At 63.6% G+C, this 22948-nt stretch carries 23 protein-coding genes; all 23 read right to left on the minus strand.

Annotation, left to right across the window (positions count from 1 at the left end; translation table 11 throughout):
• Positions 1–106 precede the first annotated feature (106 nt).
• The 23 genes from ACTOWJ_RS06765 to ACTOWJ_RS06875 all read right to left on the minus strand — a co-directional run bounded on the left by ACTOWJ_RS06765 (position 107) and on the right by ACTOWJ_RS06875 (position 22934).
• The gene (locus ACTOWJ_RS06765) at positions 107–598 is read right to left on the minus strand and encodes a hypothetical protein (protein ID WP_441333829.1); all 492 of its coding nucleotides are present in this window, start codon (positions 596–598) and stop codon (positions 107–109) included.
• A 9-nt stretch (positions 599–607) separates the two neighbouring features.
• On the minus strand, positions 608–805 hold the full coding sequence (locus ACTOWJ_RS06770; RefSeq protein ID WP_441333830.1) for a hypothetical protein: 198 nt from the start codon (positions 803–805) through the stop codon (positions 608–610).
• Complete coding sequence (locus ACTOWJ_RS06775) at positions 802–1050, minus strand: hypothetical protein (RefSeq protein WP_441333831.1); 249 nt, start codon at positions 1048–1050, stop codon at positions 802–804. The genes ACTOWJ_RS06770 and ACTOWJ_RS06775 overlap by 4 nt, the downstream gene beginning before the upstream one ends.
• A complete protein-coding gene (locus ACTOWJ_RS06780; RefSeq protein WP_441333832.1) occupies positions 1047–1580 on the minus strand; it encodes a hypothetical protein in 534 nt (177 codons plus the stop codon). Before ACTOWJ_RS06780 ends, ACTOWJ_RS06775 begins: the two co-directional genes overlap by 4 nt.
• 10 nt (positions 1581–1590) lie before the next feature.
• Positions 1591–2208 carry an antirestriction protein ArdA gene (locus ACTOWJ_RS06785; protein ID WP_441333833.1) on the minus strand — a complete coding sequence of 206 codons (618 nt, stop codon included), beginning with the start codon at positions 2206–2208 and terminating at the stop codon, positions 1591–1593.
• Positions 2208–2375: a hypothetical protein gene (locus tag ACTOWJ_RS06790; protein ID WP_441333834.1), complete on the minus strand. Its 168-nt coding sequence runs from the start codon at positions 2373–2375 to the stop codon at positions 2208–2210. Before ACTOWJ_RS06790 ends, ACTOWJ_RS06785 begins: the two co-directional genes overlap by 1 nt.
• 1365 nt (positions 2376–3740) lie before the next feature.
• Complete coding sequence (locus ACTOWJ_RS06795) at positions 3741–3986, minus strand: hypothetical protein (protein WP_441333835.1); 246 nt, start codon at positions 3984–3986, stop codon at positions 3741–3743.
• 197 nt (positions 3987–4183) lie between these two features.
• Positions 4184–4654, minus strand: coding sequence for a hypothetical protein (locus ACTOWJ_RS06800; protein ID WP_441333836.1), 471 nt, complete (start codon positions 4652–4654; stop codon positions 4184–4186).
• A 306-nt stretch (positions 4655–4960) separates the two neighbouring features.
• Positions 4961–5404, minus strand: coding sequence for an N-acetylmuramoyl-L-alanine amidase (locus tag ACTOWJ_RS06805; protein WP_441333837.1), 444 nt, complete (start codon positions 5402–5404; stop codon positions 4961–4963).
• On the minus strand, positions 5401–5523 hold the full coding sequence (locus ACTOWJ_RS06810; RefSeq protein ID WP_441333838.1) for a hypothetical protein: 123 nt from the start codon (positions 5521–5523) through the stop codon (positions 5401–5403). The genes ACTOWJ_RS06805 and ACTOWJ_RS06810 overlap by 4 nt, the downstream gene beginning before the upstream one ends.
• Positions 5524–5530: 7 nt before the next feature.
• On the minus strand, positions 5531–7273 hold the full coding sequence (terL, locus tag ACTOWJ_RS06815) for a phage terminase large subunit (protein WP_441333839.1): 1743 nt from the start codon (positions 7271–7273) through the stop codon (positions 5531–5533).
• Complete coding sequence (locus ACTOWJ_RS06820; protein WP_441333840.1) at positions 7273–7521, minus strand: hypothetical protein; 249 nt, start codon at positions 7519–7521, stop codon at positions 7273–7275. The genes terL and ACTOWJ_RS06820 overlap by 1 nt, the downstream gene beginning before the upstream one ends.
• On the minus strand, positions 7518–7787 hold the full coding sequence (locus ACTOWJ_RS06825; RefSeq protein WP_051547564.1) for a hypothetical protein: 270 nt from the start codon (positions 7785–7787) through the stop codon (positions 7518–7520). The genes ACTOWJ_RS06820 and ACTOWJ_RS06825 overlap by 4 nt, the downstream gene beginning before the upstream one ends.
• Entirely contained in the window at positions 7788–8249 is a 462-nt protein-coding gene (locus ACTOWJ_RS06830) for a hypothetical protein (RefSeq protein ID WP_441333841.1), read from the minus strand. It lies immediately after the preceding gene.
• Positions 8250–10274, minus strand: a complete 2025-nt coding sequence (locus ACTOWJ_RS06835; RefSeq protein WP_441333842.1) for a hypothetical protein — start codon at positions 10272–10274, stop codon at positions 8250–8252.
• A 13-nt stretch (positions 10275–10287) separates the two neighbouring features.
• Positions 10288–12396 (minus strand): phage tail fiber domain-containing protein, encoded by a 2109-nt coding sequence (locus ACTOWJ_RS06840; RefSeq protein ID WP_441333843.1) that lies wholly within the window; start codon positions 12394–12396, stop codon positions 10288–10290.
• A 9-nt stretch (positions 12397–12405) separates the two neighbouring features.
• Positions 12406–16041, minus strand: a complete 3636-nt coding sequence (locus ACTOWJ_RS06845; protein ID WP_441333844.1) for a hypothetical protein — start codon at positions 16039–16041, stop codon at positions 12406–12408.
• A gap of 5 nt (positions 16042–16046) precedes the next feature.
• Positions 16047–18233, minus strand: a complete 2187-nt coding sequence (locus ACTOWJ_RS06850) for a hypothetical protein (protein WP_441333845.1) — start codon at positions 18231–18233, stop codon at positions 16047–16049.
• A 10-nt stretch (positions 18234–18243) separates the two neighbouring features.
• Positions 18244–18681 carry a virion core protein, T7 gp14 family gene (locus ACTOWJ_RS06855; RefSeq protein ID WP_441333846.1) on the minus strand — a complete coding sequence of 146 codons (438 nt, stop codon included), beginning with the start codon at positions 18679–18681 and terminating at the stop codon, positions 18244–18246.
• Between the two features lie 28 nt (positions 18682–18709).
• Positions 18710–19174, minus strand: a complete 465-nt coding sequence (locus tag ACTOWJ_RS06860) for a hypothetical protein (RefSeq protein ID WP_441333847.1) — start codon at positions 19172–19174, stop codon at positions 18710–18712.
• A complete protein-coding gene (locus tag ACTOWJ_RS06865) occupies positions 19171–21297 on the minus strand; it encodes a hypothetical protein (protein ID WP_441333848.1) in 2127 nt (708 codons plus the stop codon). The genes ACTOWJ_RS06860 and ACTOWJ_RS06865 overlap by 4 nt, the downstream gene beginning before the upstream one ends.
• Positions 21298–21300: 3 nt before the next feature.
• On the minus strand, positions 21301–21900 hold the full coding sequence (locus ACTOWJ_RS06870) for a hypothetical protein (RefSeq protein WP_441333849.1): 600 nt from the start codon (positions 21898–21900) through the stop codon (positions 21301–21303).
• A gap of 80 nt (positions 21901–21980) precedes the next feature.
• Entirely contained in the window at positions 21981–22934 is a 954-nt protein-coding gene (locus ACTOWJ_RS06875) for a hypothetical protein (RefSeq protein ID WP_441333850.1), read from the minus strand.
• Positions 22935–22948 lie beyond the last annotated feature (14 nt).

Below are 22948 nucleotides of genomic sequence, written 5' to 3' on the forward strand. Positions count from 1 at the left end.
GCCCGGAGTGCGGCCGGCGTAACCGATTGCGCAGCCTGGGTGAGGACGAAGAGGGGTTTCTGCGGCTGGAGCAGATTGACGACCCCGAGTGATGCCGTGGGTCAGCTCATGCGACTCCAAGGATGCTCAGGATTTCGTTGTAATCGTCGGCGGTTGGGACTCGCTCTGCCGCGTTTATGGCGTCGTCGTAGGCGCGCACCGCCGCAACCGCATTCCAGCCGTCAACAAGCCGTTGCGCGTTGGCGTGATCTTGGGCGGTCCAGACGACAGACTCGAAGTCCGGATCGTCAACAGTTTGAATGTCGGGGTCGTGCTGGATGATCGCGATCACCCCCTCGGACGTGCAGAGAGCCATGTCGGCACCTTGGGTGGACTGCAACGGCTCGATGTGCAATTCGTCGGGCCTGAGAGTTTCAACCTGTTCCGCGCATTTGGCGATACGACCGCTAACATCCCTTTGGTACTCCGCGAGCGCTTCGCGCGCAGCGGCGCTGGCGTCGGGAAACCGGGTGCCGGTGCGCGGTGAGGTGTCGCACATGTGATAGGTCGCGTCGTGGAGTTCGCGAAGCGCAACCGCAAGTTTGTTGATGGTGTTCATTGGTGGGCCTCAGTTGTGGGTCGCGAGTTTCGCGGCGTGTTCGATGGCGCGCTCCAGGGCGTACCCCGGGCGAGCCGAGAAGTGGAAGGTTCCGCATCGCGTGCTGTGCGTGATCCCGGTGGTATAGACCTCGAACCAACCTGGACCTTTTCGCAGCACCCAGGAGCGGCCGTTCTCATGCACGACGTCTTCGATGCGGTAGCTCACAGGCACCACTCCAGCCGTTCCAGGCAGGAGCCGCAAAACTCGTCATGCGCCCCTTCGTCAGTCGAGAAGACAGGCCGCAGGGGGTTGCCGTGGTGGTCCTCCAGGTTGTCGAGCAGCCCGTGTTCGTCGTGCTCGAATCGGATGCGTCCGTCAGGGATGATTCGGCCCTCTTCGGCGTCCGCGAGAGCACAGGCGGGGCACACGATGGTGGCTTCGTAGGAGTAGCCGAGAATTCGCATGGTCATGCGGCCACCTTCGGAGCGCGCAGCACGACGCTGCGCGCCGGCATCTCAATCACGTCATCCCAGTTGACCAGGGCACCAATGGTGTCCGCTAGGTCAGAGGCAACCGTCGTGGCGTAGTCGCCGTCATTCTCGACACCCCACAGTGCGTCGGTGTATTCAGTCGGGTTGCCTTCGGCGTCCAGCAGCGTCACTTCGACGCCGATGTACGACCACTGGTCGTCGCACCATGCGCGGAGCCATTGGAACTCCCGCTCTGCGCTTTCGGCCGCTTGAGGCCCCGAGAGACCCTCCGCGCGCGCCTTGGCGACCGCGCCGGCAAAGTCATAGAACCGATAGTAGCCGTCGCGGTTGCAACGCTCCGACTTGTTGAGGATGCGTTCGCCGGGGCGCTTCCCGCCCCGATAGTGGTTGCGGCATTCCCAACTGGTGACGGCTCCCAGCAAGTCGCAGGTTTCCCACGGGGCATCGGCGTCGTGGTCAGGGTGATGTTCGATCTTGAAGATCAATCCGTGACGTTCCAGGGTGTCCATGTGCGTGTCCTTAGTGGTTGCAGAAGGCGTACACGCCGCCGTGGCCGGTTTCGACGAACGTCATGTCGCCCCCGAGGCGCGCATCGCGGGCATACGCCTCAAAGTCGAAGTAGTTGCGGAGCGTGTCGGACACGCCTTCAAACGCTCCGGTGTCCTCTAGGAAGCTCTCGGCCCACTCTTCGGCATTGCGGAACTCGCCGCCGTAGGCGTCGCTGAATCCTTCGACGGCGCTCGCCACGTCGTCATGCGATTCGTTGTCGAAATACGCCACGAACGCATCGCCGTGCTCTTCGACCGCTTCGGCGTAGGCAACGAGTTCGTCCAGGTCGGGATGCTCGCCGAAGCTCGACGGGAAACCGTCGTAATCGTGGGCGGCCCACTCTTCGGCGCTGGAAACCCTGCCCGTGCCCTTGCAGGTCTCGCACCGCGCGGCATCGGAATACGGATGTGCGCCTTCACCATCGCAGTCGGGACACCGCACTTTGACGTTTGGACGGGGCGACTCGCGCAGGATTCGGGCGATCTCTTCCCGCGCCTCTTCGGCGTCCAGAATTTCGAGGTCGATCCAATCGCCGTGGAGGATGCCCGCGTTGTAGCTCGCGAGGCAGGCAACGTAGATGCTTGCCATCACTCACCGTCCTTTGCGTTGGATGCGTTCCACAGGTCAGCGGCTTTCGCCATGCGTTCGAGTTCTACGCGCGCCTCTCGCTTGCCCTCTGCGGTGCCCTCTATGAGCACCGTGAGCAGGATCGGGAGCACGTCGCGCCACGTTGGGGTCAGGGCGATGGTCTGCACTTCGTCAGCTCCCGTAGCAGTAGGCGAATGAAACGGCGGCGCCAAAGCCGACCAGTGCCACAAGGCGCCAGCCGGCCAAGTCGAGGATTTGTCCCAATGCTGCATTGATCCCGAATTTGGGATGCAATAGGCAAAGCTTGGGTGATCTTCTTCTTCTGGTGATGTCGTGTTTGATGAGAGGTCGAGCTTCCATGTGGGCCTCGCTTGTCGTGGTTGTTACAGCGTGAAAGGAATCAAGCCAGTGAAGCGGCCCCGAGAGTTGGGGGAGGTCGGGTAACCCTCAGAGCCGCTTCACTGGCTAGACTCTCCCCGTGTGATCGTCAGTTATCTCGATGCTGTGTCCGAGACTGGTGCGGGGCGTCTAGCCATGCCGGTTGTTTCATCGGTCGGGCCGTTCGTCACGGTCCTTTCCGACGCGCTTGGCACCTTCACAGTGCCTTGTGGCGGTCATGGGACCGTCCACCCTGTTACGCAGGTTCCGCCGTCTCGTTAGCAGGCGGTCAATCATTGGCGTTGCATTTGCTACGTGTTGCAAGTGTGGGACGATGTAGCTACGGCAACCCAGGAGCGCCCACGTATCGCCGGGAGTTCATCCCACTAGGCTCCCTTCGGTTCCCCAACGATTGCCGTTTGGCGTAGTCGCTGGCCCTTTGGGCGCCGCTCCGGTAGCGCTATGCACGGGCCGGAGTCGATTGGTTCGTATCGCTTCCCCTAGCGCCTCGCTGGGAGGTTCGGGTGGGTCGGTGTCTGACCGTGGACATAGATTGCCACGATACCGAGTTTGCGTCAAGTCCCAAATATGGGAAATGTTGAGAATGGCATTCGGTGTGCCTCAGGTAGGCGGCCAGGGCGAGGCCGGCAGGTGCGCGGGCTGTGCGCGGCAGGTGGACGGCAGGTGTTCGCAGGTGGACCGTGGGTATGTGTGCCCAGGCCAAAACTACAGATAGGGACAGACAGACGTGCATGCACACGAACGCATGCAGGCATGCATCGGTGCGCTTGCGGTGCGCATGGTGCGGGCGTGCAGACCGCACGTAGGGCACCACTGGATAAGCAATCCAGCGATAGGGCCTGCTACGACAACGACTTAGCACATCAGGTGACGCCGCAGGTGACGCGGAAAGGAACCGCAGGCGCGCGCGGGGCGATTTGGGCGGGCTGTGCGTGAGGCGCGAGGGGTGGGAGGGGGACACGCGCTGACCTTTCTTGGTCAAATACCCCCACGGAAATTTGGGGTGAAATATTCGAGGTCCGTCAGGACACTCGAAGACACCTCAGGATCGCAGCAGGAGCGCGTACAGCGGGCATACTCGCCGCGGACTTATGCGAGTAGCGGGCGAGCCTCGGTGGCGCACGCAGCGCCTCTCAGTGCGCCTCAGCTTTGGCCTTCTCGCGCTTCTTTCGCTCGGCGTTATATCGAGCAGCGGAACCGCCTTCGTTGTTCTTCTCAGCGATCGCGACCTGCTCGGTGATCGACAGCGGCGGCCGGGTGTCCTCAGGCAGATCGAGGACGGTCGTCTTGCCCGGGATCGCCGCGGTCGTGGGCGTCTGTTGAGTGCAGGCGGTCAGGATCAGCAGGGTGGAGGCGAGAGCGACGATGCGGGTCAGCACAAGAGAACCTCAGGAGAACCGGTGGAGTACCTCAGGTGTTACCTAAGTGATCCACATACGGTAGAACCTAAATATAAGACCTAAAGTAGGAACCTAAGATAGACCTTTAAGTACACCTAAGGTTTCTATATATGATACTACGGCTGTCAATACCCTCTCGGGTGGTCATCGCTTCTTCCATGCACCGAAAACGACGCTCAGGAACCCCCTGAGCGTCGTCGTATCCGGGCCTTGATGAACTTCCGCACCTTTGTGTCGAACACGATGACTGGCCCGCCCGTCGAGACGTCGATTTCCGACGCAACTTCCACAGCCCGAGCCGCGGAAGCGCCCATCTTGAGCGCTCCCAGGGCTGCCTGCGCGCCGCTTCCGTTGGCGTAGTGCTCCAGGTCCACACGCGACGCCTTGGACGGCCCGCAGAACTCGCTCACGCCGTCTCCGTCGGCCCACAAGAGCAGCGAATAGTCGCCCTTGGGAAGCAGAAGGCCCCCTTCGAGAGCCCTCACTGCGTCCTGCACGTCCGCCCAGGTGCCACAGCCCATCACCACGGTCCGAACGCCCTCAGGCGTCTCGAACTCGAAGGCTTTGCGGGTCGTGTACTTGGTGTCGCCTTGGGTCAGCTGCGAGTCCACGGCCATGTACCGGCCGTCGAACGCGATGGTGGTCACTTCGTGGTTCCTTCCTCGCGCGGCTTGAAGTACCCGCCGCGGGGACCGCAGGAGAAACCGAAGTTCGCGGACGAGCGCTCGCTGGTCGGCATTAAAACGCCACGTATGCGCGGCTCACCATCGACGGGACTGATCTCGATGGTGGCCTTGCGGCGGCACTCGTAGCGCGTGCTGTCGAAGTGCGCACAGTCGATGCACAGAGGCGCAATACGGCTCACAGGACGCGCCACAGGGCGAGCGCAGCCAAGAGCGCTGCGGTGGTCTCCACTGCGAACAGCAGGCCCTGGAAGGCCGCCTGCTTGCGCCTCACAGCCCTTCCGCCCTGAGCCATGCGGACACGTCGAAAGACGGGCAATCCTTGCGGACGCCGGGCCACTCTCGGTGACCGCGGATGACCAGGCCGGGGTACTTGCGCTTGTAGGCGATCACCAGGTCACGCAGGGCGGTCTTTTGGGCCGGCGTGCGGGTGTCCTTCGGCGCCTTCAAGTCCTTCGTCAGGCCACCGACGTAGCAGATGCCGATGTTGCCGGTGTTCTTGCCGCCGACGTGGGCGCCGATCTGGTCGTCATCCAGCGTGCGGATGGCGCGGCCGAATAGATCGACGACCCAGTGATAGGACGGTTGACCGAAACGGTCGATGTCCCACTGGGTTACCTCGGCGGCGGTATTGGCGCGACCTTCCGGCGTCGCCGCGCAGTGGATCGTGAGGAACTTGATGGGCGCCTTGGAGCGTTTGATGCTGCCCATCATTCCGGCTCCGGGCTGGAAGGAGGGCCGTTGAAGGGCTTGCGACGGCGCAGCTTGCTGCCGACATACAGGATGACGATGGCGGCGATCACGAAGATCACCGCTGCGGTGGTGTTGTCCATGTAGACCTCAGAAATTGTCGTAGTAGTTGGGGTCGTTCGCGACGCCCTGAGTGAACGATTGGATGAACTCCAGGTAGTCCTTCTCTTGCAGTTCTTCCTCGCGACGCTGCTCTTCCTGCGTCACGTCGCGCGACAGCTGGTCGGACCAATAGGTCACGGCCATCGCGAGCGTCTCGATGCGGTCGTCGTGCTTGACGGCGCCGCGCTCCCGCGTCATGCGGGTCAGCTGGTAGAACAACTGGTGGTACAGCTTCTCGGTCTTCGTGTCGTTCTCGACGACCGAGCGGTCCACGACCAGGCGGTGCTGATTCATCACCGGCTCCAGCGTGTCCACGATCCGCCGCTCTTTCTGCGTGTTGTGGCGGACCTCTTCGACGGTGCAGGGGTAGATGCGCTGGAGCACCGGCGCGAGCAGCTTGGCGAACATGCCGTCGCCGAAGTTCGACTCGATCAGGATCAGCTGCACCTTCTCGGCCCGCGCGATGTGCGCGATGGACTCCAGCACGGTGTCGTCGTAGCCGCCTTTGAGGCCGCCGTTACGCCGCAGGTAGATCATGCCGCGCAGCATCTTGGTCACCGAGTAACCGGTTTCGTCGTCGCCGCGGCCGGACGGGTCGATCGTCATCAGGGAGCCGGTGTAAGGCTCCAGCTCGGGCGAGACGTACATCGGGGAATACCAGCGGTCGCCGGTGAAACCCACGGATTGCAGCTCGTTGATGACGTTGCCCAGCACGCGAGCCCACACGGTGCGCACTGGGGCGACCTCGCGGTCCACATCCATGACGATCAGGTCGGAGAGCTTGAGCGGGTAGCGCTCGCTGTCGGCCATCGAAGCGTCAAGCATGAACTGGAGCATGAAGCCCGTGCGCCCGTATGACCCCTCGCGTTCTGCCAGGTCTTCGTCGGTGAACCGGATGCGTTCTACGTTGGTCCAGGCGACGGAAGGATCGGCGTCGTAAACCGCGGCCACGATCGGTGCCAAATGATCGCCGTAGGTTTGGCGCTGCTTGGCGTCGCGGGGGTAGCGGGCGGGCCAAATGCGAATCGCGTAGCCGCGCTCAGGGAGCTTGTAGTAGAGCGACTCTTCCGTCTGCGGAGTGCCGAGGTAAGTCACCACCCCGCCGGGCTTAAGCACTGCGTCGAACTCTTTGATGAGTTCGGACAGCTTCTCGCGCTGCACGACGGTGCCGGAGTTCTTCGGGATTTCGATGTCGTCGGCAACGATGTCATCGGCACGCGAACCGGTGAGCTGGCCGGTGATGCCGACCGACTTCACAGACGGGGACTGATCGGGCGTCGCGGGGCCTACGTCGAACGCTAGGTTCGAGTCACGCTGGCCGGGCCGTGCTTTGAGGTGCGCCAGCTCAGGAATCGTCTCGATCAAGCGCTTGACGAATATGGAGAACGCATCGGCGCGCTCTTTGTTCGCGGAGACCACCATGATCTTCCGCTGCGGGTCTTTCCAGAGTCTCCAGCAGACGAAGGCGGCGGTGAGCCAGCTCTTGCCGACGCCGCGGTACGCCATGATGATGCGGCGCCGTGGCCCGTGCTGTAGGTAGTCGCAGATGTCGTACTGGAGCGGTGTCGGCGCTGGCAGTTCCAGCTCTTTCCAGATGTGCCAAGCGAAGTTCTTGAACACGTCGAACGGGTGACGAGCGTGGAGACTCGTCACTGGCCCGGCTGGGGCGCCCTGGAGCGACGCGTCCGCATCCAACGCGAACGCGATAGCGCCTTCGAGTTCCTCAGACATCAGTGCGCCCGCGTGTCCTCAGCGGGATCGAAGGGGAACTGGGCAACCTTCTCGGCGAGAGCGCCGAGTGGCTGGCCTTCGCGAGGCGCAGCTTCGACGTTGTTGTCCTTGAGGAACTGGCGGGCGACGTTGAGGATCGCCGCCGTTCCCTTTTCGGTCGGATCGAGGTCTTCCAGTGCGGAGGCTAGGGTGGTCGCGAGCTTGTTGTGGAGGTCTTCGAGTGCGCCTTTCGACGCAGCCTTACTCACTTATTGAGGAACCGGTTGAACAGCAGCTCTAGCGCGGAGACGCCGAGGCTGGCGAGGATGCAGGCGACGGCGATCTGCGGCACGAAGCCGATGCCCGGAAACAGCAACACGATCGCGCCCGCGGCGACGCCGAGAGCGCCGCTGAGGATGGCCCGGCCGACGATCTGGCGGGGCTTGAGTTTTTCGTTCGAGGACAGCATTTTGGCAATGCCGATGAGACCGCCGGCCGCGCCGAGCGCAGCCAGCAGCTTGAAGTCTTCGTTCATTCAGAGGTCCGTGAAATAGTCGAGGTAGACGGTGACATCGTGGAATGCACTCTGTCCTGCCGTATCGGAGACGGTGCATCGATAGGTTGCGGATTTGGAGCTGTTCTTCGGGACCGAGGAAGACCACGAGACGGTCTGCGTGGTCGTGCTGGAGATGTTGATCGCATCACCGCTGATTCGCGCCCAGGTGTAGCTGAGAGCGCCAGTGCCGCCGGAGCCGGACACGGTGTAGTTGCCGGCTGATACCGTCGTCGATCCCGGCGCTGGCTCATTGCGGAATGCTGAGCCGTAGCTGTTTCCCGAGGCTGTAAGCGAGATGGGAACAACCGGCGTCCAAGCCTGGTGCCACGTACCGCCAATGCGGACGTACATGGCGCGCTTATGCCACGCACCACCTGAGCGCACCCAAACAGCAGTCGGGGTGCGCATGGCACCACCGACTTTTACGCGAAGCGTTGCCATTCAGAACTGAATCCAGATGTCGCCGTCTTGTGCTTGCCCGCCGGGATCGCCGGACGACACGAAAGTGCGCGCCTGGTCAATCCATGCTGCACCGTTCGCTGCGAGCGTCTGCCAGCGGTTGTACGCGCGGGCTTGACCCTCGATGCGAAACACGCCGCCTTCGTTTGTCAGCGTCGGGCCGCCATTGATTCGCAGGCCGGCGCCGGGCATCTCGTAGTACGAACCGGTGTAGTAGAGGTAGCGGCCGCCGGACGGCGGGCCGAACCAAATGACACCGGTCAGGCCGTCGCGGTTGGCGATCACATCACGGAAGGTCACATCCACGCCTTCCTCGGCGATCAGGCGGTCAACGTTGGAGTTGTTGCGCGTGCGATATCGAGTGCCGTTCCAGTAGATAACGGAAGCGTCCGCGCCGGAGCGGTGGAAGCCGATCGACGGGAGTGACTGATCGTCGGTGCGAAGTTCCAGGTGGCCGTTGCCGAACGAGTTGTTAGCGATCGCAGCGTTGTTCTTGATGATGCGGATGTGCCCATCGGCGGCGATCCGCATGCGTTCGGCGCTGTTGGTGTAGAACACGAGGTCGTGATTGGTCGTGACCATCAAGCGGCCTTCGGAGTTAGCGTTGGCCCCCAGCTGAACTTCGACACCATTGACGTTCTTGCAGAGCATTGCGGTGTAGTTCGTGGCCGACTGTTGATTCGTGACGTTGGAGTTGAACCGGAAGCCGCTCGGCTCGACTACGAACTCTTGGGCCGCATCGTCGCCCGCAGCGTTGTACCGCCGCAGCCGGATCGAGTCATCTGATCGGTTCCAGAACACTGCGCCTTTATTCAAGCCGGCCTGATCGGCCAGTTGTACCAGCGAGTTCTGTCCCGCCGGCGCAGTCAGTAGAACGCGTCCACCGGCTGCGGTCACAAGCCCTGTCAACGTCGGGCTTACAAGTGGAGCCTTTGCGTCCAGTGCGGTCGTAAGTCCAGTCACCTCGCTGATCGGGTGGTTGTGCTGCGACGGCGCCATCGTGTCGGGCTTGTTGGTCACATCGGTCAGCCAGCTGACAGTGCTGCGCGTGGCGAGCGAGCCGAGGCCGCCAATATCTGCGGCGACTAGCACGACGGCGCCGGACTTACCGTTCACCGACGCGACCCTTTCGGTGTTGTCGATGACATCCCAGCTCGAACCGTTGTGGACGATCTGATCGCCGACGTTGAACTCGTAGCCGCCGTGAGTGCCGCCGGTCGTGACCTTGTAGAAGTAGCCCTTCTGCGCGGGGGTCGGGTAGGCACCCGAGGACGCGTCCCAGCCGCCCATGTAGACCAGCGTGCCGGTTACGGCTGCTGCGGCCTGCGATGCCCAGTGCTTAGCGCTGTACTCGCCCGGTTCAACGGGAGTGCCGTTAGGGGCAGACGACCACAGACGGGCCTTGTCTCGTGCGGCCTCGGCGACGTCTTTGGCCGCGCTGGCGATGCCTGCCTGCGTATCGGCCGCGCTCGCCGATGCACCGGCAGCGGACTGGCTGTCTGCCGCCGCGTTCGCACTGAGGGCAGCTGCGGCGCGGTGCGTGTTCGCCGTAGCGGCGCTACTGGCGGCCTCTTGGGCGCTTCCGGCCGCCGAGGTTGCACTGCCGGCCGCCGCGGTGGCGCTACCTGCGGCTGCGTCGCGCGCAGCGTTGACGGTGACGATCGCCGCCGCAGCGTCCTCAGCAGCTTGCAGTGCGGTCTGCTCGGCCGCGCTTGCGGATGCAGCGGCTGCATCTGCGGCTTGCCCTGCGGCGTTCCGATGCTGAAGCGCGGTGTTCGCGTGGGCGTATGCCTCGGCGACGCCGCCGCCGGCTTCGGCGACCAAGCGAGTCACATCGAGCTGCAACTGCGGGAACGACGGAAGAACATGGTTCTGCTCCAGCCCGTCGGTGACGATGACAGTCCCGGTGGGCTGGGTCAGCATCAAGCGCAGCTGGTTCTCTCGGGTGTTCCAACGATCGACCAGCGCCGCAATTCGCAGCGCCAGGTCGGAGTTCGTGATTGCCATTGATTCCTTGGGTTTACCGGATGCCGAAGACGGAGCCGGAGATGGCCGTGATGTTGGTCGCTCCCGTGTAGAGAGCGCTGGTGTCGCCGCCGCCTGCGTGCGTGTAGACCACTTGGCGCCATCGCGCGATCACCCGAAAGGTGCGCGGAGAGGCGGTGGGCTGTCCGACGCCGTTGACGGTGACGTTGGTGTTGCGGAGCGCAGAGCGGTAGCGATAGAACACGTTGCCTTCGCCGCCTTGCACTTGGTAAGAGCTTTCGTAGAACGGAACGTCGGTCCGGCCAATCTCGACCCAAACGGACGAGCGGAACTCTTGCAGGATCACATCAGGCCCAGGCATGCCCGGCGTGCAGCTCACGGTCAGGCTGAGCACAGGCGTGTGCGCTTCGCCGACGAGCACCGGGGCGCCGAGAGTGAACTGGAGCACTTCGGTGTAGTCCGTGCCGACCGTCGTCGCGCCCGTCCAGTTGACCGCGGTGGCGGATTGAAACTGGCCCACGATGTTCGGCGCCGAGACCTTGCCGCGGAACGCGGCGTTGCCCCAGCGGTCGAGCCAGAAGACGGCGTTGTTCTCGTTCTTGACGCCGGAACCGACCCACAGGGGCCAGTTGCCGACATTGGACACTTCCACGCGGAACTCGGCTGGGTCGAGCACGTTGCCGTTGGCGTCCAGCGAGTGAGTCTTGAAGGTGCCGCCGTTGATCGTGCCGGCGTTGGCGGTGATCGCAGACAGCGAGGTCGCGGTGATCTTCCCGGCGGTGACCGATCCGTCCACCAGCAGTGCGCCGGTGATGCCGACGGTGCTCACGCCGCCGACGTTACCGACGACGAAGGGGACGCGACGGACGCCGTAGTTGGTCGGCGAGACGACAGCGAATCGATCCGCCTGAACCACGAAGTCGGAGCCGTTGGGATTGGCGCTCAGCGCGATGCCGGCGATGATCGGGTTAGCCGGGTCGCCGCCGTTGATGCGCAGAGACCAGGTGCCGGACCACTTGGCGTCGTTGGAGTTGACGTAAGCGTTGTAGGACTGCTGGAGCGCCGCGAACGTACCGTTTGCGAACGCGGTGACGCTGGTGTTGGCGATGGACTGCGCTTCGGTCGGAGTCACCTTCGTGTCGATCTGCTGCTTCACGGCCGCGGCCACAGACGTACCACTTGCGCCGTTACCGCCGAACTGCGCCGAGAACAGCTGGCGCCAGGTGGTGTTAGCGCCGCCGGCATTGGCGACAGTGGTAAGGGCCTCGTTGGTCGCTGCGATGGAAGTGCCGTGCGTAGCGACGGTGCCTTCCACGGAATCCACGCGGGATTCCACAGCGTCCACCAAGGCGGTCACGTTGGACACCGCCTGTGCGACGTAGGTGTCCCGCTCGTTCGTGATCTGCGCGTGCAAGTCGGTCATGGACGACACGCGAGCGTTGCGCTCGGTGACGACCGCCTGGTTCACTTGAAGGAACTGGGCGGCGATGCTTGATTCGCTGGTGACGATCCGGGTGAACAGCTCGGTGTACTGCTCGGCGAGAACCTGCGTGGCATCCTCGGTGAGTGAGATGCGCGTATAGGCGGTGTTGATCTTGTCGCCGTGGTCGCGGTGCAGGTCGAAGAAGGTGTTCGACCGCAGCAGCTCTTCGATAATGAGTTCGGCGTTGGCGTCAACGTCGGGAATCTTCTCTTGGAGAATCAGGAAGGCCGGCGACTGCGTGACGAGATCGATGAGGGTCTGAATGTCGATCAGCGAGTTGTCGCCACCGCCGGGACTGCCGGCGCCGCCGCCGGGGAACTCGCGGTTCTCCTGCTGGGCGAAGAGCAACTGCTTGAGCGACGTGTTGAGGTGGCTCTCGGGTAGCATCGCGCCACCCTGGTACTCGATTGCGAGGCCAGCGATGGGTGTGACCCGACGCAGCGCCACGGCGTAAGGCGCGGTGAGGTGCGGCGTCTGATCGGGAATTTCTACGGTGGTGGCGTTGAGCCACTTGCCGAGGACGAAACGCGGCGAGGCGGGATCGCCTACGAGCACGCGGACGTGTTCTTGCTTGAGGTACGGGAATGTAACGGTGAAACGCAGCGGCCCGCCTTCGTACTTGTAACGCACGAAGGACAGGCCGCGGGCCAATTCAATCATTGGGTCTCGTTAGTTGAAGATGGGATTGTCCAGCCAGGTCTTCTTTTTATTCTCCGCGTTGCGCTCCTTGCGAGCCTCGGATTCGACTTCACTCTTCTTCTCGATGATCCCCTCTTGCTCCAGCCAATCGAATCCTTCGCGCTGGATGTTCTGCCAGCCGGTCATGTTCTGGAACCAAAAGAGCTTCGAGAAGTTCTCCAGCTCTTTGCGAGTGATCTCCTGGTCGTCTCGGAGCATCTGCACCGGCAGCTTCGCGGCTTCCGCGGCGCGGGTCACGAAGTCCACCGCGGGAATGCCGCCGAGCAGGTTGTTGGACAGGCCCGTCGATCGCGTGTTAGCGAACACCGCCTCTTCACCGGCGACACCCAAGAGCGTGTCCGTGAGTGCCGGAATGACCGAACCCCACGACGACTGCGCCACGGCGGCCTTGAGGAAGTTGGCCCGCGTGAGCGTCTCCTTTCGCTTCTCTTCGTTACCGTTGGTGTTGATGTAGCTGCGGGCGGCCCATTGCAGGCCGGCGAGGCTCGACGACAGCGTGACCATCTGCCACGTGTGCCAGTCCTTCCAGTGATACGCCGAGTTGAGTAGGTGGCGCTCGTAGCTGTACGCCATGAAGCTGCGGAACTGGGTCACGAGCTTTCCGCCCGAGCTGTGCATGAGCATGATCGAGTCGGACGCATCACCTTCGAGCACCTGCTGGCGCGTCACGCGGTACATGAAGGCAGCGACGCGCTCACGATCGGCCAGCGACAGCTTGGCTTCGGTGATGTCGTCCACCTTCTTGATCCCGCGCAGCGAGTCGAACAGTGCCTTCTGTGCGTCTTCGTCGAGCCCGTAGGAGCGCAGGCGTTGCAGCATCGGGCCGGCGAGGGCGCGCTGGTCGTTCGCCAGCTGTAGCAGCTTCATGAGCGTGGCTCGGCCGGCGATGCGTTGCAGCATGGTGTTCATCGGGGCCATGCCCGACATCACGCTGGTGACGCGCTGCGCCTGGCCTTGCAGGTTCTCGTAGGCGCGGCCGACCTTGCTATTGCCATATGTCGGCGAGGCGAACGCATCGTCTTCCAGGCGCAGATACACCGGATTGCGCAGGTGTTCCGTGCCGGTCGCGATCAGTTCGTCGAGGTAGCGCGCGGTGCCGCTTTTGAGCGTGCCGTCCGCCGCGGTGCGCATGAAGTCGCCGATGAAGCTGATAGACGACAGCGTATTGCGCAGCCCGGCATGGGCCACCACCGGGCCGAGTTCGGTGAACAGCGTGAAGCCGACCTGGTTCATCACCCGCAGGAACTGGGTGTCGCGCAGGGCGCGAGCGATGCGAGCACCGCCCGAGTTCGGGTTGACCTCGGTGGATCGGCCCATGATGCTGCGGACGCCGATGTCGAACATGCGCAGTGCCGTGTCCGTGTCGTCGCCAGCGATGTCGGCTTCCCGTTTGGTCAGCTGCCGGAGCGCTTCGAGTTCCCGTTGGTTCTTGACGCCAAGCTTCTGCGACAGCGCGGACCACCCGGAGATGTCGCGGGTGTACGCCGTGACCACTCGGGAGACATCGCTGTCCATGAAGTCGGTCACGCCGATTTCCACGTCAGCGCCGTTGCGGTTCTTGACGACCGTGCGGAAGGACGGGTCGAGCGAGATGCGACGCTTGGCGGGGCTGATCTTGGCGTCTTCGGCTGCCTTGCGGGTGTACTTGTGCAGGATCGAGGTGGCCTTCTCCACGGAGACACCGGCGTCGTCGAGCGCGAGCTTGAGCTGCTCCAGGTCGTCGAGGTCCAGCGATCGGACCATGTTCTCGGTTTCACCGTGGACCTGGTTCTTGCCGCGATTGATGATCGCCCTGGCGTAAACCTCGGCCAGGTCTTCGTCGATACCGCCGTCGTCGGCGATTTGCTTGGCCTGCGTGCGGGCGTAGTCAGAGTCTGCCTCGCGCTTGAGGGCGTCCGCGAGTTTCCCCTTGGCGCCCTTGAGGCGTTCTTCCTGGCGCATGAGGCGGCGCCGGCTGTCTTCGAGCTTGCGTTGGCGGGAGCGCCGGGAGATGTCGGCGCGCTTGCCGGTGCCGAGGTCTTCGGCGACGGCGGCTTCGGCGTCGCGCACTGCCTGCTGGCGGAGTGCGAAGTCGGCGTTGATCTCGTCGGCGCGCTCCCGGGCACGCTTGGCGGCCTCTGAGGTGCCGCGATAGTTCTCTTCCAGCTCGTTGAACTTGGCGACGTTATCCGCAGACGCGGGGTTCGCCGTGGCACGCTTGCGCATGTCGGACAGGATCGCCTGCTTGTAGATGTCGATGCCCTGGTCCTCGGACAGACCCATCTCGCCGAAGATGCGCTGGTAGGCGGCCTTCGATTGAATCTGCGGGAAATAGCTTTCGTTCTTCGAGCCAGGATCGAGGACACCATTGCGGACGCCCGTGTCGAACGCCTCGTCAAGCACCTTCCGCACCCTGGCTGCAGCAGCCTTGGCCGCCGGGGATTCGACCTCGACGCCGCGGAGAGCTTGGGCGACTTGGCCGCTCCATTCCAGCTCGGCCGCGCGGTCCCACATGCTGAGGCCGCGGGCTGCTCGCTCGTCGCGCCAGGCGGCGTTGTAGCCGCGCTGGAGAGCCGTCTCGAAGCGCGCCCGGTGCATCCCTGCGAACTCGCCTGCGGACTGCTCCACGGCCTGATTGCGGTCGTTGTAGCCCACGCCGTCGCGGAACAGCTTGCGGCTGATCTCGCGCACCGTCGGGGACTTCATGTTGCCCATGCGCGCTGCGAGCGAGCGGCGGATATTGGCGAAGGCCGGACGCAGCTCGATGTTCTCGACGCCAGCATCTTTGATGTCTTCCATCGTGTCGCTCAGGGGCTTCCGGGAGAGGCCAGGGGTCGGCTCGTCGGGGATGCCGTGGACCTTGGCGGCACCGATGCTCTCGTAGGAGCCAGAGATGTCGCGCTTCACGATGCTCTCCACCGCCTTCGCGTTGACGAACTCGTCACCGTTGCGCAGGTTGAGCGCGCCGCCGAGGACAAAGCCGGCGCCGGCAGCGAGCACGACATCGCCTTCGCCGATCTCCGGGTTGAAGCCGGATGCACCGTAGGTCAATGCCGCGTTAGTGGCGCCTGCGGCGATGCCGGCGCGGACGCCGTTGACCAAGCGGCCAGCACGAGCGGCCCGAGCGAGACCGCCGGTCGCGGCGTCGGCGGCGAAGGCCACAGGGTCGGTGAGGCCGACCGCGATGTTCGCGGCCAGTCCGAACTGAGCCTGTGTCTCCGAGGCCGCCTGGTTCTGCAACGCAAACGACTGGAGCAGCTCGAAGTGCTCGTCGCTGGTGGCGCGATCGAACAGGAGCCATTGCTCCTGCCCGATGCCAGCTTCCTGCATGCGCTCGGCGAAGTCTTCCGGGAGCCGGTAGTCTTCCTTCGCGTGCTCCATCACGGAGCCTTCCTGCCACAGACGGTGCAGCGTGCCGATGCCGCCTTGTACCTGCGCGGCGCCGATCAGATCACCGACGGTCGTGTTCTCGCGCACACGCTCTGCTTCCGCCTTATGTGCTCGTGACGCCTGCGCGCGGGCCGTGGAGCCGCCCTCGTTGCGCTGAGTCGCGATCGCGACTTGCTGGTTGATGTCCGGCGCCTGCGCGGGCGAGTCGTCGGCCAGGTCGAGGATGCTAATAGGCATTGCTGTTACTGTCCTTTTGATTTCCGCGCAGTGCGGTGCTCTTGTAGGAATTCCATGAAGGATGGAAACGGCTTTGTAGGAGCGGAGGCGGCGGCCTTACCCATTGCTGCTGCTTGGTCGTCGGCCATCTGCTCCATGACGCCGGGGGTATCGACAGCGCCGTATGCAACAGGCACCGGTGCGGTGCGGAGCGCCTGCTTGATTTCGGAGCTGCGTCGTGTTTCGGCTTCTTTGCGCTGGATGTCGTATTCGGCGCGCACTTGGGCCACTTCCAGCGGATCGAAGGTTACCGGGCGGCCGGTCTTCGGGTTCACCACGGGGTAGCCGTTGGGCAGCATAAAAGCAAATCGGTCTGGAGCGTTGGGTAGGGGCGAGGCATAGACGCCAGCCTGGAGTTCTTGTGGAATCACCCCCTCCGTAGCCAAGCTCTTCGCACCCTCTCGAACAAAGGCGTCGATTGCAGGTTGAGCCGTCGTCCGTGTGGCGCCGCGAGGGACCATGCGGCCATTTACTTCGATGAGGTCGCCAAGCGCCAGGCGTTCCGCTACAGCGAGGTTGTCTTGTGCCGACGCATTGGGATTCGCAAGTGCCAGGCGGATTGCGCGTTGTTCGATCTGAGTCTTCACTTCGCGCGTTCTGGCTGCGCCGCCGGGCAGAGTGGGTCGGTCCTTGTAGAACTGCGTCGTGGCTTGTCCGATCTCGCGCGCAACGTCCACGCGGCGGCCTTTCGTTGCACCGGTGGGCAGAGCTTGGATGCTCTCTTCCGGCGTCATGCCGAACTTCGACACGTTGTCGTGGTGCTGAGCGAACAGAGTTGCATTGCTCTCCGACAGGTAGCGGTCAGCAGCAATCGGGTCGATCTTCACCAGCTCGGCGTACAGGTTGTAATTCGCGGTCAGGTTGCGCGAGGTCGTGCGACCAAGCATGTCCTTGAGCTGCGGGATGACGATGCCGGCGCGGGTGTAGCGCTCGATGACGGCCTGCTGCACCTTGCGATCACCGCCAGTCACCGCCGCGGCCCATTCCTTCTCGGCCGATTTGTTGAGTTGGGAATCGGTCAACGACAGGGCATTGCCGGCGTTGATCGCCGCGATCACCTGCTTGTGCTCCTTGGCGCGATTTGCTTCGCTTTGCATGTGCTTGAGGCCGGCGTCGTTCTGATCGATCCAGCGGCGCACGAAGGAGAGGCGATCCTTGCCCTGCATGCCGACCTTATCGGCCAGCGCGTTGATGTCGCCGATCGCGAGTTGGCCCTTCGAGGCCCGACCCTGGAGCTGGTACTCCATGCCGGACAACATCTCGGCCTGCGCCTCTTCGAACTTGCGGGCACGAACGGTGGAACCAGCGGACACCGCGGTCTCGAACTTCTCGCCCCAGCCGGCGCGATCCCACAAGGCGGCCTTAGCGGAACCGATGGGTTTCTGGAGTGCAGCCCTGGCGTTCTCCGGGTCGATCTGGCCGGTCTCGATCAGGTCGATGTAGGCGTTCGACAGGATGTCGTCGGCGTCGTCATCGTCGAGGTAGGCGAACGCTTCGGTGTTGAGCGCGGCGCGGAAGTTGTTGACGCCCTCGGCGGTGAGCAGCGAGCCGTCCTGCACACCATCGCGCGCGATCTGGCGCAGGTTCTCGGCCTGGCTGTCGAAGATTTCGGCCAGCTCGGTCTTTTGGCGGAACTCGACCACGCCTTCCTGCATTTTCTGGATGGCCGGCTGCATCTCTTTGAGGATCGCCGCGTCCTGGAACTCGGGCGACTTGAGCATCTCAGCCATGCGTTCCTGCATGATCGGCGCGATGTCCTCGCCGGGACGCAGACCCGCCGTTGCCTTGGCGAGTTCGAGCTTGGTGGTGTGGATGCGGTTCGCGGCTTCCGTCAGGTAGTAGCCGCGACGGTAGCCTGCGGTCTTGTCCGCGAGCGTCTCGGCCGGCTGCGCCGCGGTGCCACCGAGGGATTCGACGGTGCGATCCGTCTGACCCTGCGTCTGATCCTCGGCGTCCTTGCGGACCGCTCGATCGGTCTGTAGACGCGATGCGGCGGCGCCAAGGCGACCGAAGACATCCACCGCGGTAGAGCCGAGTGCGGAGTAGCCGCGCGACGAATCGAGGTCGGCCTGCACGCGCAGGTTGGGCGCGTCCGAGGCGCGCTGCGCGGTTACGGTGCGCCGCGTGATCTCTTGCTTCTTGAAGCGCGCCATGCGCGGTCTCCTAGTAGGTTGGGGAAGGAGCGACCGGGGTTTTACCTTCGGTAGCTCCTTTGCGTCGGATCATGTAGTTCTGATAGCCGCTCATGCCGGTCGCGGCGGCACTGCCGATGCTCTGGACCATCTCAGCGTTGGCGCTGCGGATGCGGGCGTTGGCTTCTGCCGAACTGGCGAGCGTGCCGTTGCGGCGATTGGTCTCGATCAGCGCAACGTCGCGACCGGCTTGGCCCATCACGTCGATGCTAATCGCATCCACGGAGTTGCCGCCGATGGCGGCTTCCGCTGCTGCGGCGCGGGCAGTGGCACGAAGAGCGCGAGCCTCTTCCATGCGTTCGTTCTTCTGAGTCGCTGCGGACGCGTCGATCTCGGACTGCTGGACCTTGAGCGCTTCTTTCGTTGCCTTCTTCTGCTCGCCGTTGGCGTAGACGGCACCGGCAATCATGACCGCCGCCGTGGCGATCGTTACCGGCTCACACACCCGTGCCCACCCGATAGAAGTAGCGGAACGGCAGCTGCGACACGCCGTAGGGGACAGGTTCGCCGAGCGTGAAGCCGGACTTCACGAGCCAGGCTTTCGACACCTCGTTCTCGTCGTCAACGAAGTTGTGCAGGATGGCGAACTGCTCAAGCCAACCGTCCATGATCCGCGAGGTCTCCGCGAAGAACACCTTCGGGTCTTTCGTCAGCCCGTCGGTTCCAAGCATCCACACCTCGGCGGACATGCCGCCGTGATGCGAGACGCCGAAGATGCCTTCGGGCACGCCGTCGATGACAGCGGTGAACGAGATAGTGGATGCGGCCACTGCGGCGCACAGCGCGTTGTACGGGGTGTGCCCGTGAGAGGCGGCGACTTCGAGCACATCGGACAGCCGCATGCGATCCGCGACCGACTGGATGTCTTCGACCGTCGGAGAGCGGTAGGTTACTTCGGTCACACTTGGCTCCGGGAAGAGAACAGGGCGCGGTACTGCGCGGACTGCCACCAGCATTGGTACGGCAGGCGATTGACGAGGGAGATACGCACCTGATCCGATCGGGACTGCACGGGGAACCGCTGCTCGCCCGAGTGGAATAGCGGGGCGTTGAGGCGGAACGTGGAGTCGTTGAGGGTGCGTGCGGTGAACAGGCCGGCGTGGCTTGCGAGGTAGGTCTGCGGATCGGTGGCGCGTCCGCGGGTGGCGACCTCGACCTCGAAGTAGGCGGCATCCTTGTAGGCGACGGTGATGTCCCGCACCTGGAGCCGGCCGACCGTGATGGCTTCGTTGTTTCGATCGCGCAGGTACGGCCTCGTAAGGTCCGCACGCGTGACGTAGTTCAGGCCCACAGCGAGCTTGCCCGCGGCCAGGTTGCCCGGGAATCGCAAGGTCATGCCGCCGTCTGCCAGCGTGGCGCCTTGTAGATCCACTAACGTTCCGGCGTCCGCCCAGTCGTCCGTCTTCGCGACCACGACGTTCGTCATGGAGCCGAAGGCGTAGGGCAGGTTCACGTCGGTGTAGTTGCCGAACGGGTAGTGCGTCGGCTGGAGCACGGCGAGGCGGTCGAGCATGAAGCTATAGTCTTCGGTGAAGTCGCTGTCCTCAGTGGCGAGGCTGAGCGACATGCGCAGCATCTCGACGCCGGTGGCCGCCCCGAGCTTCCGTGCGAGCACGTAGAGGTAACCGTCGATCACCTTGAGGTGGACGACTTTTCCGACGCCTGCGATGTCCCACTTGCACCACGCGGACTGCACCTTGTCGGTGCCAGCCCAGCGCACGAAGTAAGCGTAGAGCTGGTGCGGCGCGCTTTCCTGCGCCAGTACAACCACATCCGCCTCGGGCGCACCGGCCATTGCGCGGACGCGGCCCGGGATGTAGCGGGGGACATGACTCGTCACGTCGGCGGCGTCGCCGGTGATGCTCACGTCGTCCATGAAGTATTCGCGCAGGATCGTAAACGCGGCGGCGTCGGTGACCGAGTAGAGCGTGTCGCCGAGCTTCTCCGGCTTCACGTACCGCGAGCACTCGTAGTTCACCAGCGGATCGACCTTCGGCGTCTTCGGCGTCAGGAACGGGTCTGCGGTCATCTGGAAGTTGGCGCGGTCGCCGAAGAGGATCAGCGAGGACTCGTAAGAGATCGCATGGCGCAGCGAGGCGACGCCATCGGTGTTGACGGCGAAGTCCACCGGATCGGAGTCGAGCAGCTGCGTAACCGAGGTGCGCCAGAAGTTGAACGGCCGGTCCACCTCGGACATCGCGCAGTTCTCCGTCGAGAGGAAGCCGACTCGGCTGCGGTGGTGGAACACGTCTACGATCTTCTCGCCGACGAATGACGCGGAGATGTTCGTCGATGCGTCGCCAGCGAGCCGGCCTTCCCACTCAGGGGCGCCGAAGGAGAAGTAGAAGCCGTCACCGTGTATCGGATCGGGGATGCGCTTGAGCAGGTGCGGCATCGTGTTACGGTCGAACTTGTGCTGGATGCCCGGACGGGCCACTTCCAGCCACACGCCAGCACCGGCACGTTGCACGTAGTAGTTGTCGAACTCGTTACCGGCTGCGCCGACGATCTCGTAGATCACGCCCATCGGCACGGGGACGCTACCGGTAGGCTTCGGCAGATCAGTGAAGGTCTGGACGGAACCCGTGAGTGCGCCGGGGGAGAGTTCGGCGTCCATCTTGACCACGCGCTCGGTGTTGACGATGAACGTCGTGTCCGCGAGCGTCATCGTCTTGAAGACGGACCAGGGCTGTAGCGTGGTCGCGAGATACTGGAGCGCGTTACCGGTCGGCACTACGTCGTACTCGTAGCCGGTCATGTGGTTGAACACGCGGATCGTGCCGTTGCCGATGACCACCACGTAGCGCTCGAAGGCGTCACGCACGATGGAGTGGTAGTGCGCCATCGGGTCGAGGTTGTCGGCGAGCACCTTCACGAACTCGGCCGGCGGGCGTTTGCCGGTGCCGAGAGCGGTGTGCAGCCAGGTGTTGATTGCTTCGCTGAGTTGGTTCGGACTGCGGACGGAATCGTCCTGTTGCGATGCGCCACCCAGGAACGACGGGTAGCGGCCGGTGGTCAATGCCATTGCTTAGCTGCGATTCCCGATTGCGGAAGTGTCCGCGTCGTCATTGATGAAGTTGCGGCCGAGGGCGAACTCGAAGTCGTCCTGTTCGGATACAAGGAGCGCGTAAGTGGTGCTCTCGTGCTCTTCGGTGAAGTGGTCCTGCGCCTCGCTACCGAGCACGTTCTTCTGGAAGATGCGTGCCGCGCGAATGGCGATGTACCGCCGCGCCGTTTCCGGCAGCAGTTCGTACTCGTAGAACCAAGTCACCTTCGCAACCGGCGGCGACTCAGGGTCGAACACGTCGGTCCGATTGCTGAGGTCGTAGAGGAAGTTGTTGCGATGCGTGATGCGCACCGCGCCGCGCCCGAGGGGCGTGACCTTGATGATCTGTGCGACCAGCGGCACCTTGTTGTCCACGTTGAGCGTGAAGGTGAAGCTGTCGTCTTCGTTGAACCACCAGCCCTTCGACTGCACTTCGCGGGAGATTCCGTGCAGAGTCTTGATGGCGATGGCCGCGTCGGTGTTGCCGACGGTATCCAGGCTGCTCACGGGCATTTCGCCGATTGCGCCCAGCATCTCGTTTACCGCATCGAGTTCCGTGGTGAGAACGATCGGGAGTGCCATGAGTGTCCGTAGGTGAGTGGAGAAAAAAAAGGGTGTCCCCGATAGATTGGGGACACCCTTGAGGTGAAACTGGCTGAGCGTTACGCGGCCTTGGACAGCTCGATGGCGCCGTCGGCGCGGAGTTCGCCATGTCCCAGCGCGTACTTGGACAGCATCAGGGTGCCCTGCTTGTTGCCCTGGTACACGTCCTCGACCGACAGGCCGAGCAACTGGAGGGTGCCGACCGAAGCGCGATGAAAGATCGTGCCGACGGTGTCCGCGTAGTTGCCGCGGTACTTCGACAGGACGCTGGTGTCGGCCGACTCATTGGTGTTCGGCACGCAGTTGATCTTCACGATCGGCAGACGCGCGATCGACGCGATCACCGCCTCGTTGTAGCTGCCCTTCGAGTCGGTGTTGATGTCCTTGTCGATCAAGTCCTTGTTCTCGGTCAGCAGGTAATACTGAGCCGGCCGCAGCGCGGCGGTGTAGTCGGACGGGTTGTCGGACAGGTTCTTTTCGTCGAACACCTGGCGGGCGGTACGGAACGCCGCAGCGAGCACCGTGGCGCTGGAAGCCATTGCGGCGTTCTTGATGACGGCACCGCCCGGCTGGCCTTCGACGACGGCGGTGGTGATGCGGGCCGCACGGATCGCGCAGCGCAGCTCGTTCATCATGCGCTTGCGGGCCAGCTCGTAGCCCTGCTGGCGGGTGTACTCGCCGCGCACGTCGAAGTGATTCATGGCCTCGTCGATGTTCGCAATGAACGCGTCCGAGATCAGCATCGGGTCGAGCGTCAGGATGCGCTCGTTGTGATCGACGGTCTGACCCAGAATGTCGGTGCCCGGCACGTGGTAACGCGAGCCGATGGTGCCGATGGCCGGGAAGGAGGCCGACTTACCCTGCTCGATGGTGCGGACCATGATCCGACCGTCCAGCTTGTACGCTTCCACGAAGGCCGCATCGACCTCCGCAGTGTAATTCTTGATGAACAACGCCCAATCGTCGCCCGCTTTGTTGATCTGGCCGGGACGCGACGGGATGGAATCTGCCATTTAGTTCTCTTGAA

The organism is Lysobacter sp. CA199 (assembly GCF_052078715.1).
Taxonomy (GTDB): domain Bacteria; phylum Pseudomonadota; class Gammaproteobacteria; order Xanthomonadales; family Xanthomonadaceae; genus Lysobacter.